10 protein-coding genes are annotated in these 16,531 nt (G+C 68.5%); 3 read left to right on the top strand and 7 right to left on the bottom strand.

The features are described from left to right. Positions 1–42 precede the first annotated feature (42 nt). Positions 43–2,784 (bottom strand): BREX-2 system phosphatase PglZ, encoded by a 2,742-nt coding sequence (gene pglZ / locus ACGF7U_RS20535; protein ID WP_393108836.1) that lies wholly within the window; start codon positions 2,782–2,784, stop codon positions 43–45. Further along, positions 2,781–6,530 carry a hypothetical protein gene (locus tag ACGF7U_RS20530; RefSeq protein WP_393108834.1) on the bottom strand — a complete coding sequence of 1,250 codons (3,750 nt, stop codon included), beginning with the start codon at positions 6,528–6,530 and terminating at the stop codon, positions 2,781–2,783. The genes pglZ and ACGF7U_RS20530 overlap by 4 nt, the downstream gene beginning before the upstream one ends. Before the next feature lie 317 nt (positions 6,531–6,847). On the opposite strand from ACGF7U_RS20530, the gene ACGF7U_RS20525 reads away from it, so the two are divergent. Next, entirely contained in the window at positions 6,848–8,836 is a 1,989-nt protein-coding gene (locus ACGF7U_RS20525) for a DUF262 domain-containing protein (protein WP_393108832.1), read from the top strand. Between the two features lie 29 nt (positions 8,837–8,865). Further along, complete coding sequence (locus tag ACGF7U_RS20520) at positions 8,866–10,056, top strand: restriction endonuclease (protein WP_393108830.1); 1,191 nt, start codon at positions 8,866–8,868, stop codon at positions 10,054–10,056. Between the two features lie 370 nt (positions 10,057–10,426). Here the strand turns inward: ACGF7U_RS20520 and ACGF7U_RS20515 are convergent, their stop codons facing one another. From ACGF7U_RS20515 to ACGF7U_RS20505, 3 genes are all read right to left on the bottom strand, one after another. Next, positions 10,427–11,047: a DUF6642 family protein gene (locus ACGF7U_RS20515; RefSeq protein ID WP_393108828.1), complete on the bottom strand. Its 621-nt coding sequence runs from the start codon at positions 11,045–11,047 to the stop codon at positions 10,427–10,429. A gap of 77 nt (positions 11,048–11,124) precedes the next feature. After that, positions 11,125–11,430, bottom strand: coding sequence for a hypothetical protein (locus tag ACGF7U_RS20510; RefSeq protein ID WP_393108826.1), 306 nt, complete (start codon positions 11,428–11,430; stop codon positions 11,125–11,127). A gap of 14 nt (positions 11,431–11,444) precedes the next feature. Next, a complete protein-coding gene (locus ACGF7U_RS20505) occupies positions 11,445–13,694 on the bottom strand; it encodes an EAL domain-containing protein (protein ID WP_393108824.1) in 2,250 nt (749 codons plus the stop codon). Positions 13,695–13,798: 104 nt separating this feature from the next. On the opposite strand from ACGF7U_RS20505, the gene ACGF7U_RS20500 reads away from it, so the two are divergent. After that, positions 13,799–15,109: a protein NO VEIN domain-containing protein gene (locus tag ACGF7U_RS20500; RefSeq protein ID WP_393108822.1), complete on the top strand. Its 1,311-nt coding sequence runs from the start codon at positions 13,799–13,801 to the stop codon at positions 15,107–15,109. Positions 15,110–15,218: 109 nt separating this feature from the next. Here ACGF7U_RS20500 and ACGF7U_RS20495 read toward each other — a convergent pair whose 3' ends face one another. Together ACGF7U_RS20495 and ACGF7U_RS20490 are read right to left on the bottom strand one after the other, a co-directional pair. Next, positions 15,219–15,908: a Crp/Fnr family transcriptional regulator gene (locus ACGF7U_RS20495; RefSeq protein ID WP_393108820.1), complete on the bottom strand. Its 690-nt coding sequence runs from the start codon at positions 15,906–15,908 to the stop codon at positions 15,219–15,221. A gap of 74 nt (positions 15,909–15,982) precedes the next feature. Beyond that, positions 15,983–16,438: a hypothetical protein gene (locus ACGF7U_RS20490; RefSeq protein WP_393108818.1), complete on the bottom strand. Its 456-nt coding sequence runs from the start codon at positions 16,436–16,438 to the stop codon at positions 15,983–15,985. Between the last annotated feature and the right edge of the window lie 93 nt (positions 16,439–16,531).

Raw genomic sequence — 16,531 nt, 5'->3', positions numbered from 1 at the left:
GAGCGTCGATGACTTCCCGACGGCGGGCCGGGCTGACGCCGCTCACGAGGGGCCTGCCGGTAGGCGGAACTGCTCGCGCAGCAGCCGCAGGTCCAGCCGTACCGTGCGACCGTTGTCGGTCAGCGAGAGCACCGGGTAGTTGTCCACGTTGAAGATCCGCTGCAGGGCGTTGACGAAGCCGGTCACGCGTGCCGGCACCTCGCCGGCCCGCTGGGCCAGCACCGCCGCCGGCAGCACACCCTTGGCGTCGACCAACGCACGCATCGCCGCCTCGATCTTCCGCAGCTCCACCCGACGCGGCGTCAGACCGTGCTGCGCCTCGAACAACTCTGTGGCGAGCAGCGCCGCCACCAGGTCGCCGTCGCCAGCCGCCGGCGCCGCCGCGGTCGCGGGCGTCGCCTCCGGTACGTCGAACAGCGCGTCCCCGGTGGCAGCGGGGGCCTTCCGGCGCGGCTTGGGCACGGGTGCCGACGCCACGGCAGCGGGTGGCGACGCGGCGGGTGCGCTCGCCCGCCACCACTCCGGTTCGCGGGTCTCGACGGGTGCCCAGCCGGCCGGCGGCTCGGCGACGTTCGGCAGCAGGAAGGCCAGCAGCGGGATGGTGACCTCGGCGAGCGAGGCGCCGCCGTGGTAGCCCGCCTTGCTGGGTCGGTACCGCAGCAGCGGGTCCCACAGCGCGATGATTCGCTTGCCGTCGGCGACGACGCGGGGGCCGGACAGTTCGATCTCGCCGGGCGCGGTCGGGCCGGGGCCGGTCCGGTGCCGCGCCGAGGCGGCGTCGGCGGCCTTGACGTGCTGACCGCCGCGTTCCAGCACGTGCCCGTGGTCGCTGGTGACGACGATCGCGCGGCCGGAGGACCGCGCCTGGTCGAGCAGGCTGCGCAGGAACCCGACGTCGTCGAGCTGCCACCCGGCCTCGCCGCCCTCCCGGCCGTGGGCCAGCGACTCGTCCACCGTGTTGATCACCACCGCGACCACGGGGGCCGGGCCGGCGACCGCCGCCGACAGCTCGCCGGCGAACACCTCGCCCGCGCCGCCCCGGGCCGGACCCTTGTGGAAGATCTGCGAGCCCCTGCCCCATCGACCGTCGGCGAAGAGCTTCTTCTCGTGCTCCTGGTTACCGCTGCGCAGCGCGCCGGCGAAGAGCGAGGTGCGGGAGACGGCGGTCAGCGTGGGCAGCGCCGCCACGACGCCCCGCCGGCGTCCGGCGCCGGGCCCGGCGAGCGGGTCGTACTCGACCCAGTGCTGGGACAGCTCGTCGGCGAGTTGCACCGCGACGGCGGCGCTCATGCCGTCGAGGACGACGAGCAGCACCGGCCGGTCGGCGCGGATCAGCGGCTCGACCACGCGCGGGAGGAGGTTCTCCACGGTGAGCAGCCCGCCGTCGTTGCCCGGCCCGGCGGTCGCCCAGGCGCCGAGGCGTCCGGCGAAGGCGCCGTCGAGTTCGCGGCGACGTGCCTGCGCGCGATCGTGGATCGCCCGGAACGCCTGCTGTAGCTCGGGGTGGGCGTCCTCGCCGGCCCAGACGTGGTTGAGCGCCAGGTCGACCCAGCCCCACTCAGCGATCTGCCGTTCCACTCCGTCCGCGACGCTCTCGGGCGGCGGCACGTCCGTGCCGAGCCAGCGGACGAGGCGCTGCGCCATCCGGATCCGCGTGATCCGCTCGGTCTCCGCCTCCGCCAGCCGGTGCTCGGCGAGGCGTTCGACCGAACGCTCCAGCGCGGTGTCCGCCGCGTCGTGAAGCCCGGCGAGCAGGGCCCGGGCCGCGACGCCGATCCGCTGGTTGAAACCTGTGCGCAGGATCGGGCTGTGCCCGGCGCTGCCGGCCGCGTTGAACTGGACGAGCAGTTCCTCGGCGCGGTCGAGCACCGCGTGCCCCTGGCGCCGCACGTCGGTTTTCGAGGCGGCGAGCAGGCCGGTGACGACCTGCACGGCCGCCTCGGCGAAGCCTCGGACGGTCGCGTCGTCGTTGAGGCTGCCGAAGTACTGGTCGACCCGGCCCTGGGCGCGTACCGCGTCGGCGCTGTCGGTGCTCCACAACGCGTCACAGACCAGGCCGAGGGGCAGCGCCTCCATGCCGTGACCGGCGGCGATCAGCGCGAACAGGGCCTTCGCCGGCCGGCCGAACTGCTCCACGAGCCACCGGGCCAGCCCGTCCTGTTCCTCCTCGCGCAGCAGCCCGTACGCCTCGACCGCGCCCGGTTGGGCGCTCCACCGCAGCAGCGCGGCGACGTCGAGGTCGTCGGGGCCCTCGCCCCGCCGGTCGAGGCCGAGACGCACGGCGGCCAGGTGTCGCAGCGCGACATCGCGGGTCAGCACGGCGGTGGCCAGCTTGGGCCAGCCCGCAGCCGGCATCGCGTCGAGCAACGCCAGGCCGGCCCACGACTCCCGCTCCAGAGCGGTGTCCGGCAGTTGCGCGCCGAACGCGTCCACGACGAGGTCCCACGGCTCGACGGTGAGGACCCGCTGCCGGAAGATCCGGCTCCGGACGCCGTGGTGCAGGACGGACTCCGGGATGTCGGTCAGCAGCACCAGCACCTCGTCGCCGCGATCCGCGACGAGGTGCTCCCATACGGCGAGCGGCGACACGCACGGCACGATCCGGGCGCGCCGGCCGTCGGGCAACAGCATCGTCGGATCGTGCGGCCACGCCGGTTCGGCGCGCACCACCAGCACGGGGTACGCGTCGCCGTTGCGGTGCCGGTCGAGCTGTTGCGCCACCTTCTGACGCAACGCCACCGGGCTGATCCGCAGCGCCTGGGCAGGGGCGGGTGCCTGAGTCACGGCACGATTCTCCAGCTCACCTCGAGCATGGCGTCCGGGTGGTCCGCCGCGAAGGAGCGGAGCTTCTCGACCGCCCGGTCGACGTCGGCCGCAGGAACAGCCACCTCGCTCCTCGGGGCGACCATCGTGTCGCCGCCGCCCGGCTGGACCTTCTCAGCGGGATCGCGGATCACGGCGTCACGAGACCGGTCGTCGATCAGCTCACGGCTGCGTGTCACTCGGCGGATGAGCGCCACCGCGTCGGACTGGGCCCGGCGCAGGGCCGGGGACAGTGGGGCGGTCAGCTCGTCGGCCTGGCCGACCCGGCGCAACTCGGTGAGGATCGCCGCCGCCTCGGTGGCGTACGGCGCGCCGAGGCCGCCAATGATCTCGAAGTTGTCCCACGAAACGCCGGCCAGGTCGGCCGACACCTGGGCCGCGCTCTTGATGCTCTTCCCGGTCCGGTCGGCCGGCCCACCGAGCTCGGCCCGGGCGAGGCGCTCCACGGTGTCCACCGCCGATCGTGCGTTGGCCAGCCCCTCCAGCAGATCGGCGGCGGCGCGGGCGGTGCCCAGTCGACCGCTGGCCGAATCCTTGTCGATTCCCAGCCACTTCGCGTGCTGGTCGAGCCGGGCGACCAGACCGTGTGCCGCCTCGCGATACCGGTTCGCCTGGGTGGTCAGGTCGCGGCCGAACATCGCCACCAGCCGTCCCCGCCGCAACGCGATCGGTTGGAAGCCGAAGATGGCGGCGGACCGGGCGCGCGCGGTGTCCCAGTCTTCCTGGCTGGGCAGCCGCTCCTCGCGCAGGGTGTGGTCCGCCCCGATCTTGCCGACCTCCGGGGCCGGGACGACCTCGCTGCCGTGGAGGTAGAAGGCACGGTCGGTCTGCTCGGCGAAGGTGGCGACGACGAGCTGCGCCACGATCGGGTCGAGGCCGCGCGCCTGCGGCTCGTCGGTCCAGCGCAGCAGGTCGGCCACCCGCAGCTCGCCCTTGATGCCCTCGGTGGCGGCCTTGTGCTGGAAGTGCTGGGTCCACTGCCCCTCGATGACGAACGCCGCCTCGTGCATCGTGCCGAGCCCGAGCGGGTTGGCGATGCGGCGCAGCGTCTGCCGGTGTGCCCGCTCCACCTCGACGCGGCCCTCGGGCGACTCGACCGCTCGCCGGACGTGGTCGAGGACGACCTTGACGTCGGGCAGGCGGACCGCCTCGCCCTTGCGGTCGGGATCGAAGTCCGGGTGCGCGGGGAACTGCTGGCTGAGCATCTGGTCGCCGAGGCTGCGCAGCGCGTCGTTGAAGGTCGCACCCATGGGCAGCTTCGGCTCCAGGGCGCGGGTGAGCGACTGGAGGTGGTCGTCGAACCCGAGCTGCACGTCGGTGGGCTGCTTACCGGCCAGCCCGTACGCCTGGCGCAGCACGGCCTGCATCTTGTTCAGCAGCGCGCTGCGCTGGTTGGTCAGCGCGGCGTGGGCACGGCGCCGGTCGTCGGGGTTGAGGTGCTCGGCGTGGCTCTCGAAGCGTTGGCCCTCGAGCAGCTTGTCGATGATGACCAGCTTGCCCAGCTCGGTGCGGCGCTCGACGGTGAGGGCGGCCGGGATCCAGCAGACGGTGCGGGAGCTCGTCCGGCCGATGAGTTCCTGCACCCGCTGCCGGTCGTCGGCGGGGCCGTGGCTGCCGTCGTCGAACGGATAGTCGATGATTATGCGCCAGCCGGCCGGGTCGTTCGGGTGGAACGCCTCGTCCCGGATGTCGTGCGGGTCGCGGACGTTGCCGTAGACCAGCTCGATGGTGCGGCGGCTCCCCCGCCACGTCAGCCCCGCCTCGGCGAAGAACGAGTCGCTCCACGGCACGCCGAGCTGCTGCCAGAGCAGCCGCTGGACCATGTGCTTGCGGGCGCCCTCGTTGTCGTAGTGCTTGGCGGTGGCGAGCACGCTGTCGACGTCGACGCCGACCAGTTCCAGGGAGACCACCGGGTCGTCGCCCTCGCCGATACGGATCTCGGCGAACCGGCCCGCCCAGTCGGCGAGCTTGCGGCTGACCTGGGCGACCTCGCCGCCAGGGATCGGGCTGGTGATGCTGCCGTGGTTGAGCGCGGACAGCCGCCGGGCGGTCAGGTTCCGCAGCGCCGGCACGCTGGGCGCGAGGGCCGCCAGCAGCAGCGTCTTGATCAGCCGGTCGTCGCCGGTGAAGGCCCGGATCCGGCCGGTCGACTCGGCGGGCTGGGGGTCGCCGCGGCGGGCCGCGTCGAGGTCGTCGTCGGTGAGGTCGTACTGGCCGAGGAGGTAGGGACGCAGCTTCAGGTCGTAGAGCTTCTGGGCCATCTCGAACTCGGCCTTGAGCTTCTCGGTGAAGGGCTGGTCGCCCCCGCTGCTGATCACGTCGTAGAGGTCGCCGAGCGGAACGAGCTGGCCGAGGCGCAGCGTGTCACGGCGGTCGACCAGCAGCTGCCGCATCAGCTTCAGCGCGGTCCGGGAGCGCTGCAGCGCGCTGGAGACGTGCACGAGCGTGGAGAGGAACGCGGGGCTGAACGGGTACGTCGACCGGAAGGCGTCGATGTCGGCGCCGCTGCCCGAGTCGGTGCCGAGCAGGGTGTCGAAGACCTCCCGGCGTACCTTCGTGGTGGCGTCGAAGGCCCGGGCGATGGCCTCGCCGGCCGTGGCGTCGCGGGGCTTGAGCAGCCGGCGGCGGGCGATCTCCGGAAGGTTTCGGTCCTCCAGCTTGATCACGTCGAACCGGCCGCTGGCCAGGTTGAGGGTGTCCTGGTAGCTCAGCTCGTTGGCGCCGGTGACCTCCTCGCCGACGAGTTCGCGCAGGTCACGCTGGCGGGCGATGAAGCTGATCACCGGGATGGGCCGGCGGGTGTCGCCGCCCTCCACGAAGTTGGTGATCTTCTGGATCTCGCGGGAGACGAACTGCTGGTCGCCGATCGAGTTGGCCAGCCAGAGGATCAGCTCGTCGAGGAAGAGGATCAGGCCGTGGTAGCCGAGTTCCTTGGCGTGCCGGCTGATCTCGGTCAGACCCCGGTCGAGGGAGACGAACGCCTCGGCGTCCTCGCGCGCGTTGCTGAAGAAGCCCTTGTTCCAGCTGGTCAGCAGGTCGTTGACCAGCTTGCGGCGCAGCTCGTCGGAGTACGCGCCGGCGAACGCCTGGTCGAGCCGCTCGGGCGTCCAGAAGGTCTCGCTCTCGCCCCACTCGTCCTCGACGTCCCCGCCCGGCAGTCCGTCGATGAACTGCTTGTCGCCGATCTTCTCCCGCAGCGAGGCGGCCTGGTCCAGCAGCGCGTCGGTGCGGTGCACCGCCGGGATGGGCGCCTCGGGGTGCAGCGCGCGGACCCGGTCGACGTAGCCGCCCAGCACCCGCTGCTCCAGGGAGCGGGCGTCGAGCAGGTGGTACGGCACCAGCAGGAACTTGCGGCCGTCGAGCCAGACGCTGTGCTTGGCGACCAGCGGCGCGAACTCGTCGCGCCCCCGGGCGACGGACTCGCCGCGCAGCAGCGCGTGCAGCACCGCCATGAAGTGCGACTTACCGGAGCCGAAGGAGCCGTGCAGGTAGGCGGCCTTCGACGCGTGCCCCTCGACCGCGGAGCGGATCAGCCCGAGCGCCTCGTCGAAGTTGCCGAGCAGCCGATCCGTGACCACGTAGTCGCGGAGGGTGGCGTCGGCGTCGGCGACGCTGTCGGCGAGCTTGAGCACGAAGTCGCTCGTGCTCGTGCGCTCCGGGATGTCGATGAACTCCCGGAGCAGCGGCGCGGGGGTGGGCGAAGACATGCTGCACACCGTACCGATCGGCGCCGGCCACGTTGGAGCAGGCGCGCATCCTGAGCAAAGGGCTCGACCCCTCGGCTGGGTGCGGTGCAACCGGATAAAGCACCCAGTCAGCGCATGGCAGACAGGAACAGCCGATCATGGGGTGGACAGGGCCATACGCCACGCGGTAGGACAGCGGTAGGACATCAGTCGGGCCCACCCGCGTCGCACCCATCCCCTCGCCCACCCGCAGGGGTCGAAATGTGTCGCCCCCGTCCTCTACGTATGGGCCCTGCTCGGCATTCCCGGACACCAGCGGCAACGAAGAGGTTGAGTTGATGCACGTCGACAGGATCGAACGGTCCATTGGGAAACTGATCGACGAGATCTCAGATGCCGAGATCCTGCTTCCCGAGATTCAGCGTGAATATGTCTGGAAGCCGACACAGGTCGCCAAGCTGATGGACTCCATATACCGGGGCTACCCGTTCGGCTCACTCCTGTTCTGGGAAACCGACGAAGCCCCAGAGACCCGGGAGATGTCCGTCAACGGGCCGGACCCGACCCCGTCGAAGCCGCCGCTGTTTCTTCTCGACGGCCAGCAACGCCTCACGTCACTGCATCGGGTGTTCACCGATCACCCCGAGGCGCAGGTCGTCTTCCACGTGGAGAACCAGAAGTTCCAGAACCAGAGCGCAGCCACCCAGCGCGACCCGAAATGGGTCAAGGTGGCGGATGTGCTCGATCCGAAAGCCAGCATGCTGCGCCTGACCCAGCGGCTGCTCGACGCGGGCTCCACCCTTGAGGACCACGAGATCGAGGAGCGACTCAGCAAGATCAAGGAGCTGCGCAACCGGCGGTTCGTCATGGAGGTTCTCAAGGGCTTCCCGTACGAGGAGGTCGCGGAGATCTTCGTCCGGGTCAACAGCGGCGGCCGCCGTCTGGGCACCCTCGACCTGGCGATGGCGACCCTGTCGACGCGGTGGACGGGGGTGCTGACCAAGCTGCAGAGCGAGTCGGAGCACTGGCTCCGCCATGGTTACGGGCACATCGACGTCAACTTCCTCTCCCGGGCGCTGGCAGGTGTCGTGCTGGGCCGAGGCCTGTCGGTGTGGTCCCACAGCAAGCTGCGGCAGACCGGCGACACGGAACTCGAGCGGGGTTGGGAGGTGGTCAAGCGCGGTCTTCGCCGGTTGGTTCCGCTGCTGCAGACACACCTCAAGTTGACCCGATCGGATCCGCTGCCCTCGATGATCGTGCTGATCCCGCTGGTCGTGCTTCTCGGTGAGCGCACCGACGACACCGTCGACCAGGAGACTTCGAACGGAATCATCTACTGGCTCCTGCTCGCCACGATCCGGACCCGCTACAGCGGCTCCACCGACACACGGCTGAGCCAGGACATTCGTGCCGCTCGGCAGGCAGATCCGGTCCGCGCGCTGCTCGAGGGCCTCAACGTCGAGAACTCCCGCGCCGAAGTGACCGAGCGTGCGTTGCGGGGCCGCACGAAGGAGAGTCCCTACTTCTTCCTCAGCCTGCTCGTGGCCATGGCAAGGGATGCCCGCGACTGGTGGTACGGCTCCGACATCCTTCCCGACACCGAGGACGCGCCTAAGCTCGAGCACCACCACGTTCACCCGCCGTCGACCCTCGACGATCGTCGGTTCGACAAGGGCATGGTCAACGATCTGGCCAACCTGGTGTTCATCTCCGCCCAGGCAAACAAGAAGATCAACGGTCGGAGTCCGGCCGAGTACTTCCCCACCCTGGGCGAGGACGAGCTGCGGGCACATCTTGTGCCGCTCGACGAATCGTTGCGAAACGCAGACGGCTACCAGCGGTTCCTCAACAACCGCCGAGCACTCCTCGCGGAGGCCATGAACGCGCTCTTGGACCGTTTCCGGCCGTCCTTCCTCGACGAGGTGCCATCCGAGAACGCCGACCCGAGCGCCGGCCTGTCACTCGACCTGGCACTCTATGGCAGCCTCCGCGACGGCGGCAGGATCGTCTTCACGGCGTCCGGTGACGGTATCTCCTGGGCGGGCTGGGCCAGCATGGCCGAGCTGGACAGCGCCATCGAGTCCGCGCGCGTCGCGGGCATCGACAGCGACGTGACGATCGCCGGTGAGTCCGTTCCGGTCGAGATGATCGAGGATTCATTGCAGGTGCAAATCGGTCCATTCTTGGTCACCGGAACGCCCGAGGAGTGGCGCACGGTCTTCGACCGGGAGCTCGAGACGTCCCAGCCGCTTTCCGGGCTGCCCTCGATCGAAGCGAAGCAGTGGGACGGGGAGCCGATCAAGTTCCCGATCACCAGCACGGACTGACCGGCACGCGCCTCTCAATGGGAGATCTGATGACGAAGGCATGGATCGTACGGGCCGGCCGTGACGACAGCTACGACGCACTGGCCCTCGACAAGAGTCTTATCGCGGTCGGCTGGTCGACTGCGGGAGATCTCACGGAAACCACGTCCGCCACCGAGATCCGCGAGCGTGTCCGGGCCGCCTACCCGGAGGTCGAGCGACGCGCGGTGGAGAACTACGCCATCCAACTGGTCGCGTTTCGAACGAAGATGTCCGAGGGCGACATCGTGCTCTTCCTCCGACGGACCAGCCCTGACGTCGCCGTCGGCCGGGTTACCGGGCCCTACGAGTACCGGACCGACCTACCCTCGGGAATCCGCCACGCGCGGTCGGTCCGGTGGTCCCGCACGGACATCCCTCGGGCATCGGTGGAGCGGGAGGTACTCGCCCTGCCGTCGCTGACGACCGTCTACCGGATCAACCAGGCCGACAGCGTCGCCCGACTCGAGCGACTTCTGGGCTTCAATACACCGGCGGCGGTGCTTGCCGACGAGCCCGTCACCGCCACGCCGGTCAGCTCCGACGACGGCTCCGGGCCGTTCACGAACCTGCGGCGGAACCTGGACTACGCACGTAGCCTCGCCACCGCAGGCCAGCACCTAGACCAGCTCAAGGTAGGGGCATTCGAGGTCTCGGACGTGTTCCGGGCAGCCTGGGTACAGAGCGTCGCGGCCCTCGACCACTGGGTCCGACAGGAGATCCGGGCACGGATGCTGAAGTTGGCTGCGCAGCCCAACGCCCAGAAGCCCAAAGCGTTCATGGCTTTCCAGATCTCGCTCGGCCTGGTCGAGCAGGTTAACCTCGGCACGAAGACGCTCGTGGAAGCCCTCGATCAGCAGTTGCGCGATCAGGGCCACCTCGTCTACCAGAACCCGGACAAGATTCGCGAAGGCTTCGGTCTCGTCCACGACGTGAAAGGTTTCTGGGATCGGGTGGCTCGGGTGCTCACGGAGCAGAGCGGTGACGGAGTTGCCTTCACCGGCAAGGACGTGCAGGAGCAGCTCCGGCAGATCGTGCAGCGCCGCCACAAGATCGCCCACGAGTACGACGAGGACCTTGAGGGTCCCAATCGGAAGCGCCCGATCGATGGGGCCGGCGCCACGCAGACGATCGATTACATCGAGCAGGTCGCCGCCGCGATCTTGGACGTCCTCAACACGCCCGAGCCCGCCGCTGGGTGAGGCTGACCGCCGTCAGCCGCTGCCGGGTCTGCGGAGCTTCGCCACGCGGATCGGCACGCCCGTGTACGGCAGCTTCACCGGTAGTCGCCGGAGGACGACATGTCGAAGTACAACGCGCTGCGTGATCACCTCCGCCGACGAAGCGGTGAGGTGACTTACAGCCTTGAGCAGCTCGACGAATTGGTGCCCGGAGGGCTACCGCCCTCCGCCTACCGGCACTCCGCCTGGTGGGCTAACGGTGACAGCACACATTCACACAGCCGGTCGTGGGGAGATGCCGGATACACCGCACACCCCGACCTCGCCCACAGGCGGGTCCGCTTCGTCCCTGCGCCCGATTCAAGCTGAGCGGACCGCGCCTATTCGACGTTCAGGCAGGCACGGCCGGCTCCGGTCGCCTCATCGCGGGTACGCGTGGCCCTTGAGAGTGCTGGTAGACCATGCGGAATCCGAGATGCTGTACCAAGGGCGCCCAGCGGGCGGACCGGACCAACTGTTCGACGCTGTTGGTTTTACGGCCGTTGGCCAGCCGGTCGACGAGAACGGTGTCGAACGCGGACGATTCGATCCAGTCGATGGTCTTGGTGAAACCACACACCATCGACGCTCCCGTCTCCTCCAGGATCTCAACGAGGGTGGCCTCAGAAATCCGCAGGATCGAGCCGCAGTCGAAGTAAAGCCGCTTGCCCCCGCATCGGCCCCGCAGCCATCCCACGATCTCGGCGAGATCGAGCTCATGCCGCCCTGACAGGCAGAGGCGGCCGGGTCCTCCGTCTATGGCGAAGATGCCGACGTTGTAGGCGGTGTACTTCCGGGACAACCACTGTTCGAGGTAGAAGCGCAGCTCGTCAGGCGTTGCCACGTCCCGATGGATGAAGCGGATTTTGCGCAGTCGCTCCAACAGCTCCAACGTCGGCAGCACCGAACCGCGCTCAGCCAGGTCGTCGCCCCACTGCCCCTCTACACAGAAAACACTGCCGGGCTTGTCCACGTCGCATCCTCTCGTACGTTATGGAGGCGCCACCCTACCGAAAGGAAGCGACGCAGAACGATCCCCTGCGGATGTGGTCAATCATCGGCGTCGAGAAGCGGGCGAAGCTGATCGAGCACGTGCGCCCGACTGACGTTGCGCGGCAGGTCGATTTTCAGGTCGATGCCCGGCCCCTTGACCGTCAGGACAACCGAGGGCCGAGGCTCCCGCAGCCGCCAGTTGCGGATCGCGGCGGCCAGGGCCCCCAACTGCGGCTGCAGCGTCGCGAGGGTGGCGAGGTTCGCCAGTACGCTGACGCCCTCGATGGCGAGGGTCACCGCCGAGACGTCCCGGACACCCTCGTAGGGCAGGTCGAGTTCGTCGAAGACCTCGGCCGGCAACATCAGTTTGATGCTCGTCATTTCTCACCTCTCACCAGGCTGGCGATTCGCTCACGGACCGACTCATCCAGGTCATGCAGCGACGTCGACGCCGTGTTCCCGCAGAAGAAGCCCTGCACGTGGTGGATTCCCAGGTCGTAGATCTGCCTGAGGCTGACCGGCGCGGCGTCGTCGTAGCCCTCGACGATGACGGGCCGTGGGGTGTGCGCGTGTCCGAGGTCGGCAGCATGCCGGGCCACCCGTGCCACCAGCGCGAGCTCCTCCATGACCAGGGGATGGTGGAGCACCGCCCGGTCGACTTTGATCTGAGTCAGCGGCAGCTCCGCCATCCGGGCCAGCGAGGCGTACCCGACGCCGAAGTCATCGACGGCGAAGGTGATCCGGAGGTCCCGCGCCAGGGTGGTCAGCCGGCGGTGGAAGTAGACAAGCGGCTCCTGCAGCCATCGCTCACCCGGCCCGGGCTCGATCGCGTCTTGTTCGGAAATCTCCAGCGTGAGGGTCCGTGGATTCATGTCGGCCTCGATGAGGGCCTTGCTCACCTGGGCCAGGTACGCGTCGCTGAGCAGCGAGCGGACCGCGACGTTGACCGACAGCGGCTTCGTGCCTTGATACGACGTGGCGGCGTCCGCAGCGGCGTAGGAGTGGATCGCCTTGGTGAGCAGAAGGGCGTCCCGTTCGATGATGAAGCGATCTCCCCAGGCGTACGCCATCTGCAGGGCGCCGAGCGGAGCGCGGGTCTCGTGGTCTCCGCGGCGCGCTAGGGCCTCGAAACTCTGGATGCTCACTCCCGTCGGCCGCAGGGCCAGCTCGACGACGGGCTGGAACACCATGAACATGGAGCCGACCAGCTTCTGGTAGAGGCTGAAGGCGTACTCGTAGAGGCTCAGCGGCAGCCGGCCGAAGGCGGTACGTAGCGCGGTCATCACCCGCATCTCGGCCTGGAGCGGGTCGCCGAGGAAGTTGGCGTCGCACATCGCCCGCAGCATCACGGCGAGTGGCTCCCCCATGTCGAGCAACGCGGGGGCCGGGTCGACCAGGGTCAACGCCAGCACCTTGTCGTCCTCGTGAAGGAGCGGGACGCAGAGGATCCGCCGGCCCTCGTCGTTGGAGACGATGTGTCCAGGCATCCCGGTCCGATACTTCATGGCATCGGCGGAGCTGAGCTCCAACAACGGCCGCAGCTCCTCCTTGTCGAAGCGCGGCGTCGCATTGACCACACGGATGGCCGTGCCGGAGAACTCCACCGCCGCCACCGACTCCGCCCCCAGGGCGTACCGCATGATTTCGACCCGGTCCGCGTAGCCGGTCTGCTGCGGCGGCTGGGTCGGGCGGGTCTCCGACCGGAACACCCGGCCGAGAAGCTGCAGGATGGAACTGGACTGGTCTTCGAGCGGACTCTTGCAGGGCCGCGTGGTGCCCGGGTTGGCCGGCGAACTGAGCGATTGGCGGTCGTGTCGGGAAACCGGCGGCTGTGCCAGCACGGTGGTCGGACCCCACATTTGTACGAGCTGGACCGGCGGCGGCTCGATCCCCTGCTCGGCCACAAAGGTCGCCATCTGCCCGAACGACACGCGCCCGCTGTCGTCCGCGGCCGCACCGCGGAGCGCACGCAGCAGATGATGGGTCAGGACCCCATGGGCGTACTCCTCGCTCTCCCGAGCGGCCGAGCCACTACGGCAGGCGAGCAGGGCGCTGTGCCGGTCGACCTGGGTGCGGTAGGTCTGCATCGCCTCCGTGTGGCGCAGGTCGGCGTCGAGGTAGGCCCCCGCCTGACAGCAGTCGAGAATGAGGAAGGACGCGCCGGCGAAGGTCTCGAAGACGTCGCGTTTGAGGAAGGCCATCCGCAGGCCGTTGTCCGGCTCACGTCGGAGGCCGTCCGGGTCGAGGTCCGCCGTGACGAGATACGCGTCGAGCTGGTTGCTCCATTCAGGCACCAACGCGTGACCGGCGAAGTACACCAGCAGCACGTCGGAAGGACCCGAATCCAGCGCCAGCTCGCGAAGCTTGGTCTTGATGCCGCGCCAGTTCGCGTCGGCGCCGATGTACATGGTGACGTCGCCGTCGTCGAAGGTCCCGATTGTCTCGTCGAGCAGCACGCCCCGGATCGCCTGGGCGTCGCGCTCCGCGTAGCGCAGCGCGGGCAGATGCACGTCGTGCCCGCCCTGGTTCACCCCGATCAGGACCGCCCGCCGTCTGCTCGGTGCCATCCGGAACCCCCATACGATGATCCGCCCGCGATCACGTCGCGAAATCAGAGCAACGCTCACGGTGACACTATCGGTTCTCGCAGGGTCGTTGATCTGACCGCCGAGTCAGATAGCCGTCATTGCGCGATCAGCCGTCGTCGAGCCCGAGACGGCAGGATGAGCGAATGCGAGCTGGGGAGCCGGAGTTCGATCGGGCCGTCGAGGCGGCGACGGAGATCCTGCGAGGGATCGCGCGGGACTCACGTGACGAAACAGATGCCCTGATCACCTATCGACAGCTCAGCGAACTGCTGGCGCAACAGGACCTACAGGTTCCGTACCACGGCGGGCCGATGCCGTACATCCTCGAAGAGGCGTCGAAGCGCGAAGACGCGGAGAACCGAGGGATGATCTCCGCTCTGGTCGTCAAGCAAGGACCTGACGGCAAGCCAACCGAACCCTCCCGCGGCTTCCACCGGATGGCGCGCCGGCGGCCCTTTAACCGCTCTGGCGACGACTTCAGCATCTGGTGGAGCGAGGTACGCCGACTGCGTGCCGAGAACGCGACAGGTGAATCGGAGACGCGATCCGCTGCGGCCCACGGCAGCACGGCCAGAAACCTCGTGACCTCCGACAATCTGGGCGCCTGGCTGGTCAAATGCAACCCCGAGGTCTGGGACCTGGTCAGCTTCCTTGCGGACGGTGGAGAGACGATCACCAGTTGGTCGGTGGTCCCGAACTACCGAGCTGGTTTGATCCGTCCGGGCCAGCGGATCCTGTTCTGGGTCACCGGCAAGGAGGGGGCATACCTGGAGCCGGGCTTGTGGGGTTCGGGCGTCATCGTCGGCCCCGTCTACGAAGCGAAGGCCGACGGCGATACCGGTTACTGGCTCGACGAGGATCAGCAGCAAAGGACGAGGCACTTCGCGCCGATGGACGTGCAGCTCATAACGAGCCCGGTGCCACGGCACGTGCTGAAGGCCGACTCGCGCCTCAGCGGCATGGAGGTCTTCCGCCAACCCCAGATGGGCAACCCGCTCTTCGTCACCAAGGAAGAACTGGCCGCTCTTGACGAGCACCTGCCGCCACAGCCCGTCAAGGTGACGGTGACCGCCTCCGGCGCCGGCTTCGGTAATCCCGTCACCAACGCTCAGGTGGAGGCGGCCGCCATGGAGGCCGTGACCCGTGACTACGAGGGTCGCGGCTGGGTGGTCAAGGATGTCAGCAAGGACAACCTCGGCTGGGATCTGACGTGCACGTCGCCGGACGGTGACGTGGAGAAGATCGAGGTCAAGGGCGTCAGCGGCCTGCGCCCCGCCATTCTGCTCACGCCGAACGAGGAGCGGGCGGCACGAGTAGAGAGCGGATGGCGCCTCGCAGTGGTCACCAAGGCCCTCACGGACCCGGAGCTGTTGATCGTGGACGCCGAAACCGCCCGCTCGTCCTGTCGACCGTTCATGTTCAAGGTCGACCTTCAGGGCGTCCCCGGGGCCTGACCCACCAGCAACCCGAGCTGATCCAAGCCCTGGCCTGTCCAGAGCTGGACTCCGCTGCCTGCGCAGATCTCCCGCCAGGTCGGGTCGGTGCACTACGAGGGCCGGACGTTCAAACCTCGGCGAGATCAGCGACGGAAAGCAGCCCATCGGTGTCCCGGACCACGATCTCGCGATAGCCCGTTGCGATGATGCCGGCACCGCGCAGACTGCCGAGCGCCTTCTGCAGACTGATCTCCGCTGCACCGCACAGGGTCGCCAGTTCGCTCTGGGTGAGCCTGACGCTTATGACAAGACCGCGGGGAGTTCGCCTGCCGTAAGCGTTCGCGATTTCCCACAGCACGCGCGCCAAGCGGACCTTCACTGGGTAGGAGGCGAAGTCGACCCGTCGGCGATTTGCCCAGCGCAGACGGTCCGCGACGATGCCCGCGACCTCCATGGCGGCATCCGGGTTGGAGCGGAGAAAGGCACGGAACGCATTGCGGTGGATGATCCGAATGATCGAGGGCCGGCAGGCCGTGACGGTAGCGGTCCTCGGTGTGCCGTTGAGAGCTGAGATTTCGCCGATGATGTCGCCGGACATGCGGATCGCCAAGAGCGCTTGTCTACCGTCAGCCATGGCGACGGTGACCTTGGCCAGCGCGTCGTCGAGCACGATGACGTGGGACTCGAGGGCACCTTCCCGCAGTACGACCTGGGACTCCCTCACTGATCGACGAACCCCGACGGCCAGTAGTTGATCTCGCGCCGCCTTCCCGAGGCGACCGAGGAAGGTTCCCGGTAGCCAGGTCACGTCCTCCACGCACCACCTCCGGTCCTCCACACGAGATCATCATTCACGTCGGGCGTCGATCTCGCTACTGGTTGCTGTGGCGGTCAAGATGTCGCCGGCATGCTGAGGGTCGTGACGATCATCAAAGCGCTGGCAGATGTCATCGTCACGATGAACCATGGCATGCTCCGGCGTATCCGCAGGTGCTTCGCCATCGCGATGCGAGCCAACGCGGTGACGAGGTCCCACGCTTCGTCCCTGTGCCGTCGAGGTGATGCGACTGACGGCCGCCCCATCCTCACAAGGTTCGGGAACCCGAAGCGGTTGGGACCACTCGGTCCGTCGAGGCGGGGTTGAAGCGCCAGCACAAGCTGCCAACTCCCCGTTACCAGGCCGATTACGAAACAGGTGACCAAGATCGCAGCGAGGGAGAGGGCGAACTGTTCGCCACCACCCACCGCCAGTGGCAGGACCCTGTCCACAATCGCTGTGGCCACCGCCCCGTTGATCGTCAGCAGCGCGGTCGCCTTGGTGTCCGCGTGGCGTATCGAAGTCTGCACCGAGGCAGCTGCGGCCAGGCCGACTTGAAGGTCGCGCCAAGGGTCGAGGTGTGATCGTCTGCTCGTTCGCCGTGTTCCTCCCATGCATGAAGT

Origin of the sequence: Micromonospora sp. NPDC047670, from assembly GCF_043204915.1 — a bacterium.
Lineage (GTDB): Bacteria > Actinomycetota > Actinomycetes > Mycobacteriales > Micromonosporaceae > Micromonospora.
This window is presented reverse-complemented; position numbering and strand designations above follow the sequence as displayed.

What these genes read in the sequence shown, in the direction of transcription:
- ACGF7U_RS20530 (WP_393108834.1), bottom strand. Translation starts at nt 6,530, where the DNA reads ATGTCTTCGCCCACCCCCGCGCCGCTGCTCCGGGAGTTCATCGACATC.
- ACGF7U_RS20525 (WP_393108832.1), top strand. Translation starts at nt 6,848, where the DNA reads ATGCACGTCGACAGGATCGAACGGTCCATTGGGAAACTGATCGACGAG.
- ACGF7U_RS20520 (WP_393108830.1), top strand. Translation starts at nt 8,866, where the DNA reads ATGACGAAGGCATGGATCGTACGGGCCGGCCGTGACGACAGCTACGAC.
- ACGF7U_RS20510 (WP_393108826.1), bottom strand. Translation starts at nt 11,430, where the DNA reads ATGTTGCCGGCCGAGGTCTTCGACGAACTCGACCTGCCCTACGAGGGT.
- ACGF7U_RS20500 (WP_393108822.1), top strand. Translation starts at nt 13,799, where the DNA reads ATGCGAGCTGGGGAGCCGGAGTTCGATCGGGCCGTCGAGGCGGCGACG.